This window comes from Pseudomonas sp. KT_2_4, assembly GCF_041410225.1.
Taxonomy (GTDB): Bacteria; Pseudomonadota; Gammaproteobacteria; order Pseudomonadales; family Pseudomonadaceae; genus Aquipseudomonas; species Aquipseudomonas paracarnis.
This window is the reverse complement of the sequence record NZ_CP166962.1, coordinates 5,680,791-5,696,435: the sequence shown is the minus strand read 5'-3', so window position 1 is coordinate 5,696,435 and position 15,645 is coordinate 5,680,791. Positions and strand designations below refer to the sequence as shown.

18 protein-coding genes and 1 pseudogene are annotated in these 15,645 nt (G+C 59.3%); 10 read left to right on the top strand and 9 right to left on the bottom strand.

From position 1 onward, the window contains the following. Positions 1–127: 127 nt before the first annotated feature. The 3 genes from ppnN (at position 128) to AB9N64_RS26290 (ending at position 2,324) form a co-directional block, all read left to right on the top strand. A complete protein-coding gene (gene ppnN, locus AB9N64_RS26300; protein WP_371359782.1) occupies positions 128–1,501 on the top strand; it encodes a nucleotide 5'-monophosphate nucleosidase PpnN in 1,374 nt (457 codons plus the stop codon). Between the two features lie 173 nt (positions 1,502–1,674). Next, a complete protein-coding gene (locus AB9N64_RS26295; protein ID WP_014717595.1) occupies positions 1,675–1,932 on the top strand; it encodes an AbrB/MazE/SpoVT family DNA-binding domain-containing protein in 258 nt (85 codons plus the stop codon). Further along, positions 1,929–2,324 (top strand): PIN domain-containing protein, encoded by a 396-nt coding sequence (locus AB9N64_RS26290; protein ID WP_014717594.1) that lies wholly within the window; start codon positions 1,929–1,931, stop codon positions 2,322–2,324. The genes AB9N64_RS26295 and AB9N64_RS26290 overlap by 4 nt, the downstream gene beginning before the upstream one ends. Positions 2,325–2,381: 57 nt before the next feature. Here the strand turns inward: AB9N64_RS26290 and AB9N64_RS26285 are convergent, their stop codons facing one another. Both AB9N64_RS26285 and AB9N64_RS26280 read right to left on the bottom strand, forming a co-directional pair. After that, entirely contained in the window at positions 2,382–2,711 is a 330-nt protein-coding gene (locus tag AB9N64_RS26285) for a YXWGXW repeat-containing protein (RefSeq protein ID WP_014717593.1), read from the bottom strand. Positions 2,712–2,881: 170 nt separating this feature from the next. Then, complete coding sequence (locus tag AB9N64_RS26280) at positions 2,882–3,778, bottom strand: LysR family transcriptional regulator (RefSeq protein ID WP_038449482.1); 897 nt, start codon at positions 3,776–3,778, stop codon at positions 2,882–2,884. Between the two features lie 99 nt (positions 3,779–3,877). Between AB9N64_RS26280 and AB9N64_RS26275 the strand changes: the two genes are divergently transcribed. Next, the gene (locus AB9N64_RS26275) at positions 3,878–4,549 is read left to right on the top strand and encodes an NADPH-dependent F420 reductase (protein ID WP_014717591.1); all 672 of its coding nucleotides are present in this window, start codon (positions 3,878–3,880) and stop codon (positions 4,547–4,549) included. Between the two features lie 64 nt (positions 4,550–4,613). Here AB9N64_RS26275 and mqo read toward each other — a convergent pair whose 3' ends face one another. Continuing rightward, positions 4,614–6,260, bottom strand: a complete 1,647-nt coding sequence (gene mqo / locus AB9N64_RS26270) for a malate dehydrogenase (quinone) (protein WP_014717590.1) — start codon at positions 6,258–6,260, stop codon at positions 4,614–4,616. A gap of 481 nt (positions 6,261–6,741) precedes the next feature. Here mqo and AB9N64_RS26265 point away from each other — a divergent pair, with 481 nt between their 5' ends. After that, positions 6,742–7,929 (top strand): MFS transporter, encoded by a 1,188-nt coding sequence (locus tag AB9N64_RS26265; RefSeq protein ID WP_014717589.1) that lies wholly within the window; start codon positions 6,742–6,744, stop codon positions 7,927–7,929. Between the two features lie 669 nt (positions 7,930–8,598). On the opposite strand, the gene AB9N64_RS26260 is transcribed toward AB9N64_RS26265, so the two are convergent. The 4 genes and pseudogenes from AB9N64_RS26260 to AB9N64_RS26245 all read right to left on the bottom strand — a co-directional run. Beyond that, a complete protein-coding gene (locus AB9N64_RS26260) occupies positions 8,599–8,817 on the bottom strand; it encodes a hypothetical protein (protein WP_232246241.1) in 219 nt (72 codons plus the stop codon). A gap of 146 nt (positions 8,818–8,963) precedes the next feature. Continuing rightward, on the bottom strand, positions 8,964–9,329 hold the full coding sequence (locus AB9N64_RS26255; protein WP_102666239.1) for a DUF6124 family protein: 366 nt from the start codon (positions 9,327–9,329) through the stop codon (positions 8,964–8,966). Between the two features lie 25 nt (positions 9,330–9,354). Further along, on the bottom strand, positions 9,355–9,606 hold the full coding sequence (locus AB9N64_RS26250) for a hypothetical protein (RefSeq protein ID WP_032902651.1): 252 nt from the start codon (positions 9,604–9,606) through the stop codon (positions 9,355–9,357). Positions 9,607–9,709: 103 nt separating this feature from the next. Further along, positions 9,710–9,823, bottom strand: a pseudogene (locus tag AB9N64_RS26245) (hypothetical protein); the annotation flags it as partial. Between the two features lie 400 nt (positions 9,824–10,223). Between AB9N64_RS26245 and AB9N64_RS26240 the strand changes: the two are divergent. The 4 genes from AB9N64_RS26240 to tal all read left to right on the top strand — a co-directional run bounded on the left by AB9N64_RS26240 (position 10,224) and on the right by tal (position 13,209). Continuing rightward, the gene (locus tag AB9N64_RS26240) at positions 10,224–10,466 is read left to right on the top strand and encodes a CopG family ribbon-helix-helix protein (RefSeq protein WP_102666238.1); all 243 of its coding nucleotides are present in this window, start codon (positions 10,224–10,226) and stop codon (positions 10,464–10,466) included. Beyond that, positions 10,456–10,740: a type II toxin-antitoxin system RelE/ParE family toxin gene (locus tag AB9N64_RS26235; RefSeq protein WP_057710859.1), complete on the top strand. Its 285-nt coding sequence runs from the start codon at positions 10,456–10,458 to the stop codon at positions 10,738–10,740. The genes AB9N64_RS26240 and AB9N64_RS26235 overlap by 11 nt, the downstream gene beginning before the upstream one ends. An 83-nt stretch (positions 10,741–10,823) precedes the next feature. Then, positions 10,824–11,810 (top strand): tRNA dihydrouridine(20/20a) synthase DusA, encoded by a 987-nt coding sequence (dusA, locus tag AB9N64_RS26230; protein WP_371359781.1) that lies wholly within the window; start codon positions 10,824–10,826, stop codon positions 11,808–11,810. 472 nt (positions 11,811–12,282) lie between these two features. Then, positions 12,283–13,209, top strand: coding sequence for a transaldolase (tal, locus tag AB9N64_RS26225; RefSeq protein WP_371359780.1), 927 nt, complete (start codon positions 12,283–12,285; stop codon positions 13,207–13,209). Between the two features lie 196 nt (positions 13,210–13,405). Here the strand turns inward: tal and rssC are convergent, their stop codons facing one another. Both rssC and rssB read right to left on the bottom strand, forming a co-directional pair. Continuing rightward, positions 13,406–13,888, bottom strand: a complete 483-nt coding sequence (gene rssC, locus AB9N64_RS26220) for an anti-sigma factor antagonist RssC (RefSeq protein ID WP_010212025.1) — start codon at positions 13,886–13,888, stop codon at positions 13,406–13,408. Next, positions 13,888–15,069: a two-component system response regulator RssB gene (rssB, locus tag AB9N64_RS26215; RefSeq protein WP_014717527.1), complete on the bottom strand. Its 1,182-nt coding sequence runs from the start codon at positions 15,067–15,069 to the stop codon at positions 13,888–13,890. The genes rssC and rssB overlap by 1 nt, the downstream gene beginning before the upstream one ends. A gap of 276 nt (positions 15,070–15,345) precedes the next feature. Between rssB and AB9N64_RS26210 the strand changes: the two genes are divergently transcribed. Beyond that, entirely contained in the window at positions 15,346–15,642 is a 297-nt protein-coding gene (locus tag AB9N64_RS26210) for a PilZ domain-containing protein (RefSeq protein ID WP_003189689.1), read from the top strand. The last annotated feature ends 3 nt before the right edge of the window (positions 15,643–15,645 follow it).

The window sequence follows — 15,645 nt, the reverse complement described above, 5'->3', positions numbered from 1 at the left end:
GACGGCATTTGCGCTGGGCCTCGCGCCTGAGGTAAATAACCGTCTCGTGCGACCTTAATTGGCGCTCACCCTTCTCAAGCCATCGCCCCCCAAGCGGACGCGGTGGCTGTGCTTTCAAGGAATCAGAATGCCCCAACGTCAAGTCATCAACGCCTCCGTCAGCCCCAAGGGCAGCCTCGAAACCCTGTCCCAACGTGAAGTGCAGCAACTGAGCGAAGCCGGTACCGGCAGCATCTACACCCTGTTCCGCCAATGCGCCCTCGCGATTCTCAACACCGGCGCGCATATCGACAACGCCAAGACCATCCTCGACGCCTACAAAGACTTTGAAGTGCGTATTCACCAGCAAGACCGCGGCGTACGCCTGGAACTGCTCAACGCCCCGGCCGATGCCTTTGTCGATGGCGAGATGATCGCCAGCACCCGCGAGATGCTGTTCAGCGCCCTGCGTGACATCGTCTACACCGAGAACGAGCTGGACAGCCAGCGTATCGACCTGAGCAACTCCCAAGGCATCACCGACTACGTGTTCCACCTGCTGCGCAACGCCCGTACGCTGCGCCCGGGTGTGGAGCCCAAGATCGTGGTGTGCTGGGGCGGCCATTCGATCAACACCGAAGAATACAAATACACCAAGAAAGTCGGGCACGAACTGGGCCTGCGCAGCCTCGACGTGTGCACCGGTTGCGGCCCAGGCGTGATGAAAGGCCCAATGAAGGGCGCGACCATTTCCCACGCCAAGCAACGCATCACCAATGGCCGTTACCTAGGCTTGACCGAGCCAGGCATCATCGCCGCCGAAGCGCCGAACCCCATCGTCAACGAGCTGGTGATTTTGCCGGACATCGAAAAACGCCTGGAAGCCTTCGTGCGTGTCGGCCACGGCATCATCATCTTCCCCGGCGGCGCCGGTACGGCCGAGGAGTTCCTGTACCTGCTGGGCATCCTCATGCACCCGGACAACCGCGACCTGCCGTTCCCGGTGGTGCTTACCGGGCCCAAACATGCCGCGCCTTACCTGGAACAATTGCACGCGTTCGTCGGTGCCACCCTGGGCGAAGCGGCGCAGAAGCATTACCAGATCATCATCGACGACCCGGCCGAAGTGGCCCGCCAGATGACCTCCGGCCTCAAGGCGGTGAAGCAATTCCGCCGCGAGCGTAACGACGCGTTCCACTTCAACTGGCTGCTGAAGATCGACGAAGGCTTCCAGCGCCCGTTCGACCCCACCCACGAAAACATGGCCAGCCTGCAACTGAACCACGCGCTGCCGGCCCATGAACTGGCGGCCAACCTGCGCCGGGCGTTCTCCGGGATCGTGGCGGGTAACGTCAAGGACAAGGGTATTCGCCTGATCGAGGAGAACGGCCCGTATGAGATCCACGGCGACCCGGCGATCATGAAACCGTTGGATGAATTATTGAAGGCGTTCGTGGCCCAGCACCGCATGAAACTGCCGGGCGGCGCGGCGTATGTGCCGTGCTATCGCGTGGTGCAATAAGCCAGCGGGCGGTCGGTCATAGTTTGTATTCGTTTGGGACATAGCAACGCGTGTGAGGAACAAGAGTTCGGACTAGGGTTTTACTATTCCAACTCATTCACCTCAGCGAGCGACCTATGGACCAACGGATATTGTCCTCCGTCATTCCTTACCCTAAGGTAAGGAATATCACGATGGAGATCTTCACTATGGCCACCGCCACACTCACTTCAAAAGGGCAAATCACCATCCCTGTTCAGGTCAGGACAGCCCTGGGCCTGGAAACAGGCGACCGGGTGGAATTCGTCGAAATGGAAGACGGCAAGTTTTCCATGATTGCCGCCAGCAAAACCGTCAAGGACCTCAAGGGTTTGATCCGCAAGCCCGCCCATGCCGTGTCTATCGAAGACATGAACCGCGCCATCGCGGCCCAGGGAGCAAGCGCTGGATGATCGGCCTGGATACCAATGTGCTGGTGCGTTATGTGACCCAGGATGACCCGGTTCAATCCGCCAAGGCGTCCCAACTGATCGAATCGCTCACCGCCGCCTCACCAGGTTTTGTCAGCCTGGTGACGCTTACGGAACTGGTGTGGGTGTTGCAGTCCTGCTACCAGTCGGCCAAAAGCGATGTGGTAACGGTACTGGAGACCTTGCTGCACACACGGGAACTGACCGTCGAGCACGCCGATATCATCTGGCAGGCCCTGCGCAAGTTCACCGCAAGCAAAGCGGACTTTGCCGACTGCCTGATCGAACGCTGTGGCCATGCGGCCGGTTGCGAGTACACCGCCACGTTTGATCTGCACGCAGCCAAGGCAGCAGGGATGAAACGGCTCGGTTAGAGCGGCTTTTTTGTAGGAGCGAGCAAGCTCGCGCCTACAGAGGGAGAGGAAGTTGGGCTAGCGAACCCAACCGCCGATCTGCCAGTGGTAGCCATCATTACGCTGCACCCAATGCGGGTGTACATAACGATACCCCTGGCGCACCGGTTCCCAATGGCCGTGCACTGCCACATAGCGCCCGCCTTCCCAGCGCCAGTAACCGCGTGACCAAATATAACCTTCGCGCACCGCCGGCTCGACTTCAATCACCTGCACCGGCGGCGGTTGCGGCGCCACCACATCCACGTACTCGTGTTGCACCGGCCTGCGCTCATGCACAACACGCTCTTGCACACACCCGGAAGCCGCGACCACCATGGCGGCCAATGCTGCATAACGTAGCCACATACAAAACCCTCGGGCGCGCACGCCCAACACCTGCATCAGAAAGAAGTCCTTCCTTTGTTGCAGCCGGGCCCTGCTTGGGCCTGGGTTATTTTTAACAGGAGATGTCTGTCAGATGGCTGAACCTGTAGATCTTTAGCGTGCCTCCCGACGACCGCCACGGTGGTGCTCCTTCATACCGGACCAAAACGTCCCAGCACAGTCTCGACAAAGCAGCGCAACTTGGCGGTACGCTGGCGGTTTGCGGTGTAGACCAAATGCATCGACCGACTCGGAGCCTCAAACTCCGGCAACACCCGCACCAACTCGCCACTCGCCAACGCCGTTCGCAGAAAGTCTTGCGGGCCGAGCACAATGCCAAAACCATCCAATGCCGCCGACATCAATGCCCGGCTTTCATTGATGAGCAAACGGCTGGCCACTCGTACCTTGTAGGAAACCGTGCCCTGGAAAAACACCCACTCTCGATCCGCCGGACGCGATGAAAAGGCGTACCCCAGGCACTCATGACGCTCAAGATCTGCCGGCTTCTGCGGTGTGCCTCGCGCCATCAGGTAAGCCGGTGCAGCGCAGGCCACCAACCGATACGGTGCCAAAGGTCTCGCAGTGAGGCCGCTCGTGCCCAACGGACCAATGCGAAACGCGGCGTCGTAGCCCTCCTCCACCAAGTCGACGAAACGATCCGTCAGGTGCAAATCGACTTCTACCTGTGGATTGTCACGTAAAAACCCGGTGATCAACGGCATCAGGCTGTAGGAGCCAAAGGTCACCGGGGCGGTGACTTTCAGCTTGCCACGCGGCGTGTCGTTCATGACCTGTGCCAGGGCGTCGGCGGCCTCGGCCTCCGTCAGGATATGTTTGCAGCGTTCGTAATACTCCCCTCCCAGTTCAGTCAGGCTTTGTCGACGGGTTGTGCGGTTGAGCAATCGCGCGCCCAGGCGTTGTTCCAACGCGGTGACATGCTTGGCCACCATCTGCGGCGACATGCCCAAGCGTTCGGCGGCCCTCGCATAGGAGCCTAATTCAGCGGCTATCACGAAGGCGTTCATGCTTGACAGGCGATCCATCATTCCCCACTCCCAGTAACAACATCCACATCAAAATGACGATTTATCACGTTATGGTTGCTAATCATCATAGCCACTTCCTACTTCCACTGGAGCAAGCACATGAAGATTGGCGTGATTGGAGCAGGTTTTATCGGGCGTGCCGTGGCGCAACTGGCGCTTGCCGCCGGACATAACGTGATGCTGAGCAATTCCCGCGGCCCACACACCATGAGCAGCGTGGTGAGCGGCATACTCGGTGTGCAAGTGGGCAGCGCAGATGACGCTGCCAGGTTTGGTGACCTGGTACTGGTGGCGATCCCCCTGGAGCACTACCGCAGCGTCCCCGCCCAATGGCTGGAGGGCAAGACAGTGATGGACGCCAACAATTACTACCCCGATCGTGATGGGCATATCCCGCCCCTGGACCGGTTTGAAACCACCACCAGCCGATTGCTGGCTGACCATTTGCCGCAATCACATGTGGTGAAAGTATTTAATGCGATCTTCGCCCCAGACCTGACGCAGGATGCTCGCCCGCACGGCGCGCCTGACCGCCGCGCATTGCCAGTGGCAGCAGATGACGCGACGGCAAAGGCGCAAGTGATGACGTTACTCGACCAACTGGGTTTCGATGCCGTGGATGCTGGAGGGCTGGATGAAAGCTGGCGATTCGAGCGGGCTAAACCGGCGTATTGCGTACCCCTTAACCAAGCGGGCTTGAAGGCGGCGCTGGCAGCGGCCGAGCGTACGGTTGAGCTGCCTCCGGTGGAGCGACACCCGCCGCGCGCCTGATCGTTAGCGCACAAAAAAGCCCGCTGACCGTCACCGGTTCAGCGGGCTTTTTCGTGGGTGTTGCTTACAGCGCCAGATCAGACGCCGGCTTGCTTGGCTCAGCCGCAGGCTTGGCAGCCTCGGTAGCCTGTGGAGCAGCCAGTTGCGGGATCGCTGGCGGTGGTGTCAGTTGCAGCACACCGGCAGTGTAGGCCCATTCCTTGGCAACAGCTTCAGGGCTGTCGTTCAGCTTGGTGCCGTAGCTTGGCACGATCTGGTGCAGTTTTTCCTGCCAGGCTGGGCTGGCTACTTTGTCCTTGAACACCTTTTGCAGCACGGTCAGCATGATCGGAGCCGCGGTGGACGCGCCTGGCGATGCACCCAGCAGGCCTGCGATGGTGTTGTCGGCAGAGCTGACCACTTCGGTACCCAGCTTCAGCACGCCGCCTTGCTCTTCATCACGCTTGATGATCTGCACGCGCTGGCCGGCTTGCCACAGGCGCCAGTCGGACTGCTTGGCGTTCGGGAAGTACTCTTGCAGCGCCTTGAAGCGGTCGTCATCGGACAGCATCAGTTGGCCGGCGAGGTACTCGACCAGTGGGTATTCACGAATACCGACTTTGGTCATAGGCCAGATGTTGTGGGTGGTGGTGCTGGTCAGCAGGTCCAGGTACGAGCCTTCCTTCAGGAACTTGGTCGAGAAGGTCGCGAATGGGCCAAACAGAATCACGCGCTTGCCATCCAGCACACGGGTGTCCAGGTGCGGAACCGACATCGGTGGCGAACCTACCGAAGCCTTGCCGTAGGCCTTGGCCAGGTGCTGCTCGGCGATGGTCGGGTTCTCGGTCACCAGGAACGAACCACCCACCGGGAAGCCTGCGTATTCCTTGGCTTCAGGAATGCCCGACTTCTGCAGCAGGTGCAGGGCACCGCCGCCGGCGCCGATGAACACGAACTTGGCGTCGGTTTCAGTCTTGGTGCCGTCTTTGAGGTTTTTGTAGCTCACACGCCACGAACCGTCGTCGTTGCGGGTGATGTCCTGCACTTCGCTCGACAGCTTCAAGTCAAACTTCGGCGTGGTTTGCAGGTGAGCGACGAACTGGCGGGTGATCTCGCCGAAGTTCACGTCGGTACCGATCGGGCTCCAGGTGGCCGCGATTTTCTGGTTGGGATCACGCCCTTCCATCATCAACGGAACCCACTTGGCGATTTGCGCCGGGTCTTCGGAGTACTGCATGCCAGCGAACAGCGGGCTGGCCTTCAGGGCTTCGTAGCGTTTTTTCAGGAACTTGATGTTGTCATCGCCCCACACAAAACTCATGTGCGGAGTGGAGTTGATGAACGAACGCGGGTTCTTCAACACACCCTGCTGAACCTGCCAGGACCAGAACTGACGGGAGATCTGGAACGCTTCGTTGATCTCGACCGCTTTAGGGATCTCAACGTTGCCGTTCTTGTCTTCCGGGGTGTAGTTCAGCTCAGCCAGGGCCGAGTGACCGGTACCGGCGTTGTTCCAGCCGTTGGAGCTTTCTTCGGCCACGCCATCGAGGCGCTCGACCATCTCCATCGACCAATCCGGTTCCAGCTCATTGAGCCAGACACCCAGGGTTGCACTCATGATGCCGCCGCCGATCAGCAGCACATCGACTTTCTTTGCCTCTTCCGCGTGAACGGACGTGATCCCCATCGACAAAGCCAGCCCCAGCAGGGCAGTGTTTACTTTTTTAAACATCAGTAGCACCTATGATAAAACGCCATCCGCCCTACCGCCCCCGATCATGAGTAACCCTCGTTCACGCTACGTCAGGCAACGTACCGCGGGGTCTGCACAGTCACATAAAGGCTGCAGGGTGGGCACACAAGGCCGATGGATCGACCTCACTGTTATGTCCCTTCTGCGCTGACTTCTTATCATTATTGGCTTCAGCTACCTGGGCGACAGCCAACCGCTGGGACGTATACGGGTGTACGCACCAGGGAAAGACTAGCCCAAGACGGCGCGCAGAATATCACGCTAAACAGCGTTTATGCGCCGTTTGGCCAATTGACAGGCCTAAATCGCGGGTTTTAATGCCCCCCTGTCAAGCCTGGCAGCCGCGACCTGCGGTCACAGGCGTGGAACTCTGCCGAAAATGGCGGTTCTAGACACCTTCGTCGCGGCTTGCGTAGCATCGACGACGTCCTTCGTGCACACCCTCCACACAGAGTTACCCATGACAATCCAGCAAACACCCGGGCACGTACTGCCCGCGCGCAGCGCCGCCAAAATGGAAGCGGCCATGGCCGTGGGCGCCTTCGCGATCGGCACCGGCGAATTCGCCATCATGGGCCTGATGCCCGACATCGCCCAGAACCTGGGCCTGAGCGAACCCCAGGTGGGCCACGCCATCAGCGCCTACGCCCTGGGCGTCATGGTCGGCGCCCCACTGCTGGCCATCCTCGGCGCCAAGCTGCTGCGCAAACACATGCTGCTGTTGCTGATGGGCCTGTACGCCCTGGGCAACTTCGCCACCGCCTTCACCCCGACCTTCGGCTCGCTGGTGGCCTTCCGCTTTATCAGCGGCCTGCCCCACGGCGCCTACTTCGGCATCGCCGCCGTGGTCGCCTCCAGCATGGTACCCACCGACAAACGCGCCGGCGCCGTAGCCCGCGTGATGATGGGCCTGACCCTGGCCATGCTGCTGGGCAACCCCATCGCCACCTTCCTCGGCCAACACCTGGGCTGGCGCTCGGCGTTCGCCCTGGTCAGCGTGATCGCCCTGCTCACCATCGCCCTGGTCTGGCAATTCGTGCCCCACCGCCACGACGAACAACGCAGCGACCCACGCAAAGAACTGCGCGCCTTCACCAAACCCCAGGTATGGATGGCCCTGTCCATCGGCGCGATTGGCTTTGCCGGGATGTTCTGCGTATTCAGCTACCTGGCGCCGACCATGCTGGAAGTGACCAAGGTCTCGCCGCAATGGATCCCCTTCGGCCTCGCCGCCTTTGGCGTGGGCGGCATCATCGGCAACATTGCCGGTGGCAAGCTGTTTGATCGCATGCAGTTTCGGGCGGTGGGTTTGATATTGGTATGGTCGATGGCCGTGCTGCTGTTCTTCCCCTTCGCCGCGTCTTCGCTGTGGGGCGTGCTGCTGAGCATGGGGTTGGTGGGCACCATGGTCGCGTTGGCGGCACCGTTGCAGATTCGCTTGATGGACATCGCGCATGAAGCGCCAAGCTTGGCGGCAGCGTCGAACCATGCGGCGTTTAACCTGGCGAATGCGCTGGGGCCGTGGTTTGGGGGGATGGCGATTACAGCTGGCCTCGGCTGGACCAGCACCGGCTACATCGGCGCAGCGACAGCGCTGGTGGGCCTGGGCCTCTACCTGATCGCCCGGCGTATGAAAGGCGGCCATTAACGGCGCGCCTAATACCGATCAGCTACGCGAACACAATTTCCACACAACGAAGATCCAATGTGTGGAGCTTGCCTACGAAAGCATTGGTTCAGTTATAGATCCAGTGACTGACACGCCGCCTTCGCGAGCAAGCCCTCTCCCACAGGGATCCGAGCCGGGCGCTGATTTTGTGGGCGCTACATGGCCAATGTGGGAGCTGGCTTGCCTGCGATAGCGGTATATCAGTGACAGATGAATTAACTGACCCACCGCCATCGCGAGCAAGCCCTCTCCCACAGGGATCCGAGCCGGGCGCTGATTCTGCGAGCGATACATGGCCAATGTGGGAGCTGGCTTGCCTGCGATAGCGGTATATCAGTAACAGATGAGTTAACTGACCCACCGCCATCGCAGCGTCAATATCTACACAACTTCGGCACGACGCTGCAACTGTGGCGAGGGAGCCTGCTCCCGTGAAGACCTGACAGCCGACGCTTATCTCCCTGACTCCCACACTCCAACTGTGGGAGCGGGCTTGCTCGCGAAGACGGCCCGACAGCCGACGAAAATGCGGGATCAGACCGCGCACCTATCCGTTACTCAGGCAACGGCTACTTAGCGTTCTCCCCCAACGGCTGCTCACTTTGCAAAGCAGCAAAGCAAGCGAAACACTCTCGCCCCACCACCCCATCAATCATCATGCAACAACCCCGAACCATACTCCCCATAACTACTCCCCAACCCACTGCCACTAAAATTCATCTTGGCGGCTTTGCTGGGGCTGTGGTCCCCAAACGCCTGGCATCCGCCTGAAAAGCACGGGTCACTGTTCACGCTCGATGAAGATGAACAAGCGCTCAACAGCAACGTGCCGGTGATCATCACAAGTTTGACGAGGTTCGAGATCATGGTTTCAGTTCCCTATGGGCTGGAGGCGCTGGGGTCCTCTCTCAGTAGGGGATCGTAGACCTCAACGGCGCAGGGAGTTATGAAACTTTGCTGGGTGACAGCATGAGTTCAGGTTGCCGCCTTGGGTGAGGCGGCAGGGTTGGTTATCAGGCTTTGACTGAGGCGGTTACAGGCGCAACCTGCTCCTGGGCTCGGTCAACGAGCAGCGAGCTCAACTCGATTAACTGCTGGATGCCCAGGGCGATGGCACGCTGGGAGTCGTCGAGATCGAACGCCAAAGTGGCGGCCATTTCGTTGGCGGCTGCGAGGTTTTCGGCGGCGTTGGCCAGGAGGGTTTCGGGGTCGATGGTTGGGTTTACGAGGAATAGGTTGTTGCTTGGGTGTTCGGCGGACGCAGCGTCGTCCGATGGGGGCAAGTGATGATGGATTGCTCGCTGGGCTGCGGCTTGAAGCTTGGGGTCGACGGGCGATGCGGTTTGGTCAAGTGAAGAACTGCGTGTGTTGTTGCGCATGGCGAAGCTCCAATATTTTCGGGAGTTAAAACGCCTTAGCAATACGGACTTCCACCTCCGGCCGCTGGGTTTGCAGCGACCTCAGAAGGTTAGCGGCGGGTGGTCCGACGGGCAAGCTCTGAGAAACGTAGGAAAACTCCCAAGAAGTGTTGTGGTTTTGCGCCGCAATATCTTTACTTCCGTTGTACGGGCCAGTGAAAACTCCATTTCTTACGCCGCTCATTTGGGCTTTTTTAAAACCGGATGTCCAAGGCTCATAAGCTTCAGCACCCGGCATCCAACCTCCTTCGTGTAAACAAAAAAGGAACAGATTTATTTATGTTATCGCTGAAAAAAGCTAATCACGAGACAGCAATAAGCCAAATCGGTGGCTTATTGCCTTAGGCCTTCAGCTCATCTGGCGTGGGCGTCTTGAGCCAATCGGCCAAGCGGCATTCATTCGCGTTTTGCCAGCCTAGCCCGAAAGCGCAGAATCGCTCCAGCACGTCAGCGTCAAAACGAACTTTGAAGTGCTCTTTGGTTACTGCCGATTGCCCCGCTTGGGCTTGAGCATTTCCTTCGCCTGAGCTTTACCAAACAATCCCACAAGCACCTCGCTCGCTGGTTTGGCCTTAGAAAAGTCCTCAGCCGGCCATTCCGGGTTCACTGCATCAACCCTTTCAGAACGGGAGTTTCTGGTCATTATTTTTGCCCCCCCAGTTTGTTGGCTTCACGAAAGCCGATGACGTGAACCGCGTCACTCAAGGGCAGATATCGAAGCCAGACTACGGTACTTAATTTTGAGTAGGCAGCGAAAAGCAATTCACTTCCAGATACACCTCACGACGGACTGCTGAGTCAACCAAGCACATCAAGGTGTAAGATGCCCCACAACCGTCCACCATCGAGACCGCCATGACTGGGATATCCCTAAACCTGCCGGAAGACCTGTCCAACTCTCTCGCCGACTTGGCCAAAACCAACGGCCAGACAGCGAGCTACCTAGCAATGGATGTTCTTCGCGACTACATCGAGCACGAAAAAACGCTAACCGCTCAGATCGAGCTGGCGATAAAAAACGCCGACGAAGGCAAATTCGCCACTGATGACCAAGTGGCAGCCATGCGCGCTAGGCGCTGGAGCAAGAATGCGGGTTGAGTGGCTTGAAAAAGCGCTCAAAAATCTGGAAGACGAAGCGAACTACATCGCTCTCGAAAATCCAAAAGCCGCTGACGACTTCTCGGATGCCATTTTCGCCAGCGTCGACAGGCTGGCTCAGTTTCCTTCTATAGGACGCGAAGGTCGGGTGAAACATACTCGCGAATGGGCAGTCCCCAACTGGTCCTATCTGATCCCGTATAGAGTGCGGGGTGATCGACTGCAGATCCTTGGCGTATTCCACACACGGCAACGTCCTCGTTCGAAGTGGTAATGCGCGCAAAACTTGCCTCACCGGCACCCAAGATCCGTTCCTGATAAACTGCGCCCCATTCGTCTCGCTGACTCAGATCCCCCATGCCCCTACAAACCGCCCCACTCTCCCGCCGCTTCTCCGTCGCCCCCATGATGGACTGGACCGACCGCCACTGCCGGTTCTTCCTACGCCTGCTCTCCAAACACGCCCTGCTCTACACCGAGATGGTCACCACCGGCGCTATCCTCCATGGCGACCACGACCGCTTCCTGCGCCACAACGAAGCCGAGCACCCGCTGGCGCTGCAGTTGGGCGGCAGTGTTCCGGCTGATCTGGCCGCCTGCGCCCGTATGGCCGAGGCCGCCGGTTACGACGAGGTGAACCTGAACGTCGGTTGCCCCAGCGACCGGGTGCAGAACAACATGATCGGCGCGATCCTCATGGCGCACCCTGCCCTGGTGGCGGATTGTGTGAAGGCCATGCGCGATGCGGTGTCGATCCCGGTGACGGTGAAGCACCGTATCGGTATCAATGGGCGGGACAGTTATGCCCAGTTGTGTGATTTCGTCGGGACTGTGAAGGATGCCGGTTGCACCAGTTTTACCGTGCATGCGCGGATTGCGATTCTGGAGGGGTTGTCGCCCAAGGAGAACCGGGACATTCCGCCGTTGCGTTATGACGTGGCGGCGCAGTTGAAGCGGGATTTTCCGGCGTTGGAGATTAATCTCAACGGTGGGATCAAGACGTTGGAGCAGTGCCAGGCGCATTTGCAGACGTTTGATGGGGTGATGTTGGGGCGGGAGGCTTATCACAATCCGTATTTGCTGGCGGAGGTGGATCAGCAGCTGTTTGGCAGCACCGCGCCTGTGATCACCCGCGCTGAGGCGTTGGCGCAGTTGCGTCCGTATATAGCCGAGCACTTGGCGACAGGTGGCTTGATGCATCACATTACGCGCCATGTTCTGGGGCTGGGGACCGGTTTCCCGGGGGCGCGCAAGTTTCGGCAGTTGTTGTCGGTGGATATTCATAAGGCGAGTGATCCGTTGGCGTTGCTGGATCAGGCGGGGGAATTGTTGGAGGGGCGGTGACGGGTCGGGTGTCAGTGGGGATATTTGGGGCTGACAGGCTGCTTTCGCGAGCAAGCCCACTCCCACAGTTTTGAGCGATGTGTGTCAGGTGAATATCAGTGGCTGGGCTGGCGTCATCGCAGGCAAGCCAGCTCCCACAGTTTGACTGATGGGGGTCAGGTGAATATCAGTGGCTGGGCTGGCGTCATCGCAGGCAAGCCAGCTCCCACAGTTTGACCGATGAGGGCTAGGTGAATCTCAGTGGCTGGGCTGGCGTCTTGCAGGCAAGTTGGCTCCCACAGTTTGATCGGAGGGCATCGAGCAGTTGGGGGGAACCTGTCGGCGATTCTGGCCTCCTAGTTAGCACCACGGCCGGTAATTCAAACGGCTGTTTCCAGGTTATTGCCCTCGCAAACGACCTAACGCATTTGCGCCCTTGAGCGCCTGCCAGCGCTCGGGTAATGTCATCAGACCCACAGGACAGAGCACGCCCATGACTTCCAAGCTGGAACAACTCAAGCAATTCACCACCGTCGTAGCCGATACCGGCGATTTCTCCACGCTCGCCAAGCTCAAGCCGCAAGACGCGACCACCAACCCTTCCCTGCTGCTCAAGGCTGCGTCGATTCCTGGCTATGCCAAGCTGCTGGATGAGTGTGTGCAGGACTGCAACGGCGATGTGGGCCTGGCCAGTGACCGCTTTGCGGTGGCGGTGGGTCAAGAGATTCTCAAAGTCGTGCCGGGCCGTATTTCCACTGAGGTGGATGCGCGTCTGTCGTTCGACGAGGCCGCGATTCTCAAGCGTGCGCACCGTCTGATCGACCTGTACGAAAAGGCTGGGGTTGGCCGTGACCGCGTGCTGATCAAGATCGCCTCCACCTGGGAAGGCATCCGTGCCGCCGAGAAGCTGGAAAAAGAAGGCATCCAGACCAACCTGACGCTGCTGTTCTCGTTTGCCCAGGCCGTGGCTTGTGCTGAAGCGGGTGTGTTTTTGATTTCGCCGTTCGTGGGCCGTATCTACGACTGGTACAAGAAGGCCAACGGCAACGACTACACCGGTTCCGATGACCCGGGCGTGCAGTCGGTGACGCGCATCTACAACTACTACAAGGCTAACGGCTACAAGACCGTGGTGATGGGTGCGAGCTTCCGTAACCTCAGCCAGATCGAAGAGCTGGCCGGGTGTGATCGCCTGACCATCAGCCCGGACCTGCTGGAGAAGCTGGCGGCGGATGAAGGCAAGCTGGAGCGCAAGTTGGCGCCAGGGCATGCCGGTGAGGCCCGTGTGCATATGACTGAAGCGCAGTTCCGTTGGGAGTCCAACGAGGACGCGATGGCGACTGAGAAGCTGGCGGAGGGGATTCGTCAGTTTGCGCGGGACCAGGAGAAGCTGGAGGCGTTGTTGTCGGCCAAGCTGTAAAGGCAGATAGCGGCAAAAAGGGCGGTACCTGTGAGGGTGCCGCCCTTTTTTGTGCGTCGGTGTCACCGCCGCCCTATGTGGGAGCTGGCTTGCCTGCGATAGCGGGGGGCCAGTCAACACTTCATCGACTGACACTGCGCAATCGCAGGCAAGCCAGCTCCCACATTGGACTGTGTGTGTTTGAGCAGGGAAGCTGTTAGTGCCGCTCGAGTGCGTTGACGAGGTCGTGGAAGGCTTCGCGGTTGGACTCGTTGAGGCCCATCAGGATCTTGTGCGCTTCCAGCACCTTGACCCGTACGATCTCTTCGGACTGGTCCTGGGACGGCAGGTCGGTCAGGCACTCAGGGCACGGGATCGGGCGATCAACGATGTTGAACACCTGGTCAAAGCCCATGGACTGCAACAGACGAGTGATGTCTTCATGGGTGGTGACCACGGTCGGCAACAGGCCGACCTTCTGCCGCGACAGAATGGACAACTTGGCCAACAGGCCCAGGGTGGTGCTATCGATGCTGCGCGTTTCGGTCAGGTCGATCACGATCGCCGAGAAGTTCAGCGCGGTGAAGATCCGCTCGATCGTCGCATCCAGGGCCGAACACAAGGTCAGGCGCACTTCACCGACAAATTTCAGGACGAAGGTCCCGTCTTGCTCGGCGAATTGGATTCTTCCGGTACTCATCAAAGATTCCTGCTCAACACCAATAGGGCGATATCATCCGGCATCTCCCCTAGCGTGGCCAATCCAAAAACCTGCCGCAGGCCATCCAGGCTGCCGCCCGCCGACTTGACCTTTTGGGGCAAGGCGGCTTCTTTCTCTTTGAGTGTAGGCTCTGGCAAAAGGTCCAGGATGCCGTCGGACATCAGCGTCAGGCTGAAAGTCGGCGGCAGTTCCAGGATGTGGTCTTCGTAGGTGGCTTCGTTAAACAAGCCTACGGGCAGGCCACGCCCTTCCAGGTAGCGCACACTGTCAGGAGTGTACAAAACAGGCATCGGCAGGTGACCGCCAATGCTGTAGGTCAAAAGACCGGTTTCTTCGTCGATCACGCCGCCGACCATCGTCACGTGCTTGCCCAGCTTGCAGCTGATCAGGCCCCGGTTGATGTGGCCCAGCACCTCGGAGGGGGTGAACTCCGGCAAGGTGCCATTGCGCTTGGACTCGAACAACAGCCGTGTGGTCATGAACTTCAACAACACGGTGACAAAAGCCGAAGACGCGCCGTGCCCGGAAACGTCGGCCAGGTAGAACGCAACGCGGCGCTCATCGACACGGAAATAGTCGACAAAATCACCCGACAGGTACAACGACGGGATGATCTGGTGGGCAAACTTGAATTCGTCAATCGTCCAGGGGCTCACCGGCAGCATGTTCATCTGCACCTGGCGACCGGCGTTCTGGTCTTCCTGCAGCAGGTTCAGGCTGGCTTCGAGCTCGCGGTTGGCGGTCTCGAGCTTTTCGCGGTAGCGCTGGTTTTCCAAAAGCAGGCGTGCACGGTCCAGGGCGCGGCGCACCGAGTGCTCCAGCACAGCCAGGTCTTCCAGGGGCTTGATCAGGTAATCGGCAGCGCCCAGGCGCAGGGCTTCGACGGCGTCGTTCATGACACCGGCACCGGACACGACAATCACCGGCGTTTGCGGGGCAAGGTCGGTCACCTGGCGAATCAGCTCCAGGCCGCCCATCTGGGGCATGCGCAGGTCGCAGATCACAAGGTCGGGCTTGTCGCGCTCGAATACCTGGAGACCCTGTTGGCCATTACTGGCCTGCAGGACGCTGAAGCCACTGTCTTCCAAGTAGGCCGCGAGGCTCGCGCGCACTACTTCGTCGTCATCGATTATCAGCAGCGTGGCACTGGTTTTTTGCATGTGGGCAAACGGCGCCAGAATTAGGTTGGCGTAGGCGGCTCGGCAATGGCCGGGCTCACGTACTGGATTCGCTTTCTAGCCTCTCTGTCCTACAAAGCATTGGGATTTGGCCCATGCACAACGGTAAAGCAGAGGTGCCCTTCTAAGGCGCAGACGGTACTCCCATCCGTGAGGGGTTTCAAGCTCATGCCGATGGTCGCCGGGCGTCTTTACACCGCAAATCACCGGGAGTTATAAGAACCCTCACAACCACAACGCAAAGTAAGGATGGATGCTGTGAGCGAACACGAGCGCGACTACGCCGAAAAACGCGATTTCATCCGCATGCGAATAGATGCCGATGTGTCTTTGATCCATGCCGGGCAGGAGATTGCCGGTACCTGCGTGGACCTCTCCAGTTCCGGCATGCAAGTGCAGGCACCTCGCCAGTTCACGGTGGGTGACCTGCTGACCGTGCGCATTGATTCAGAACACGCTGCGCTCAGGGGTCTTGAAGCGGATACCGAGGTGGTGTGGACCAAGGCAGTAGGCGATGACCAGCATCTGGGCCTCAAGATTCTGAAAATGCGCTAACGC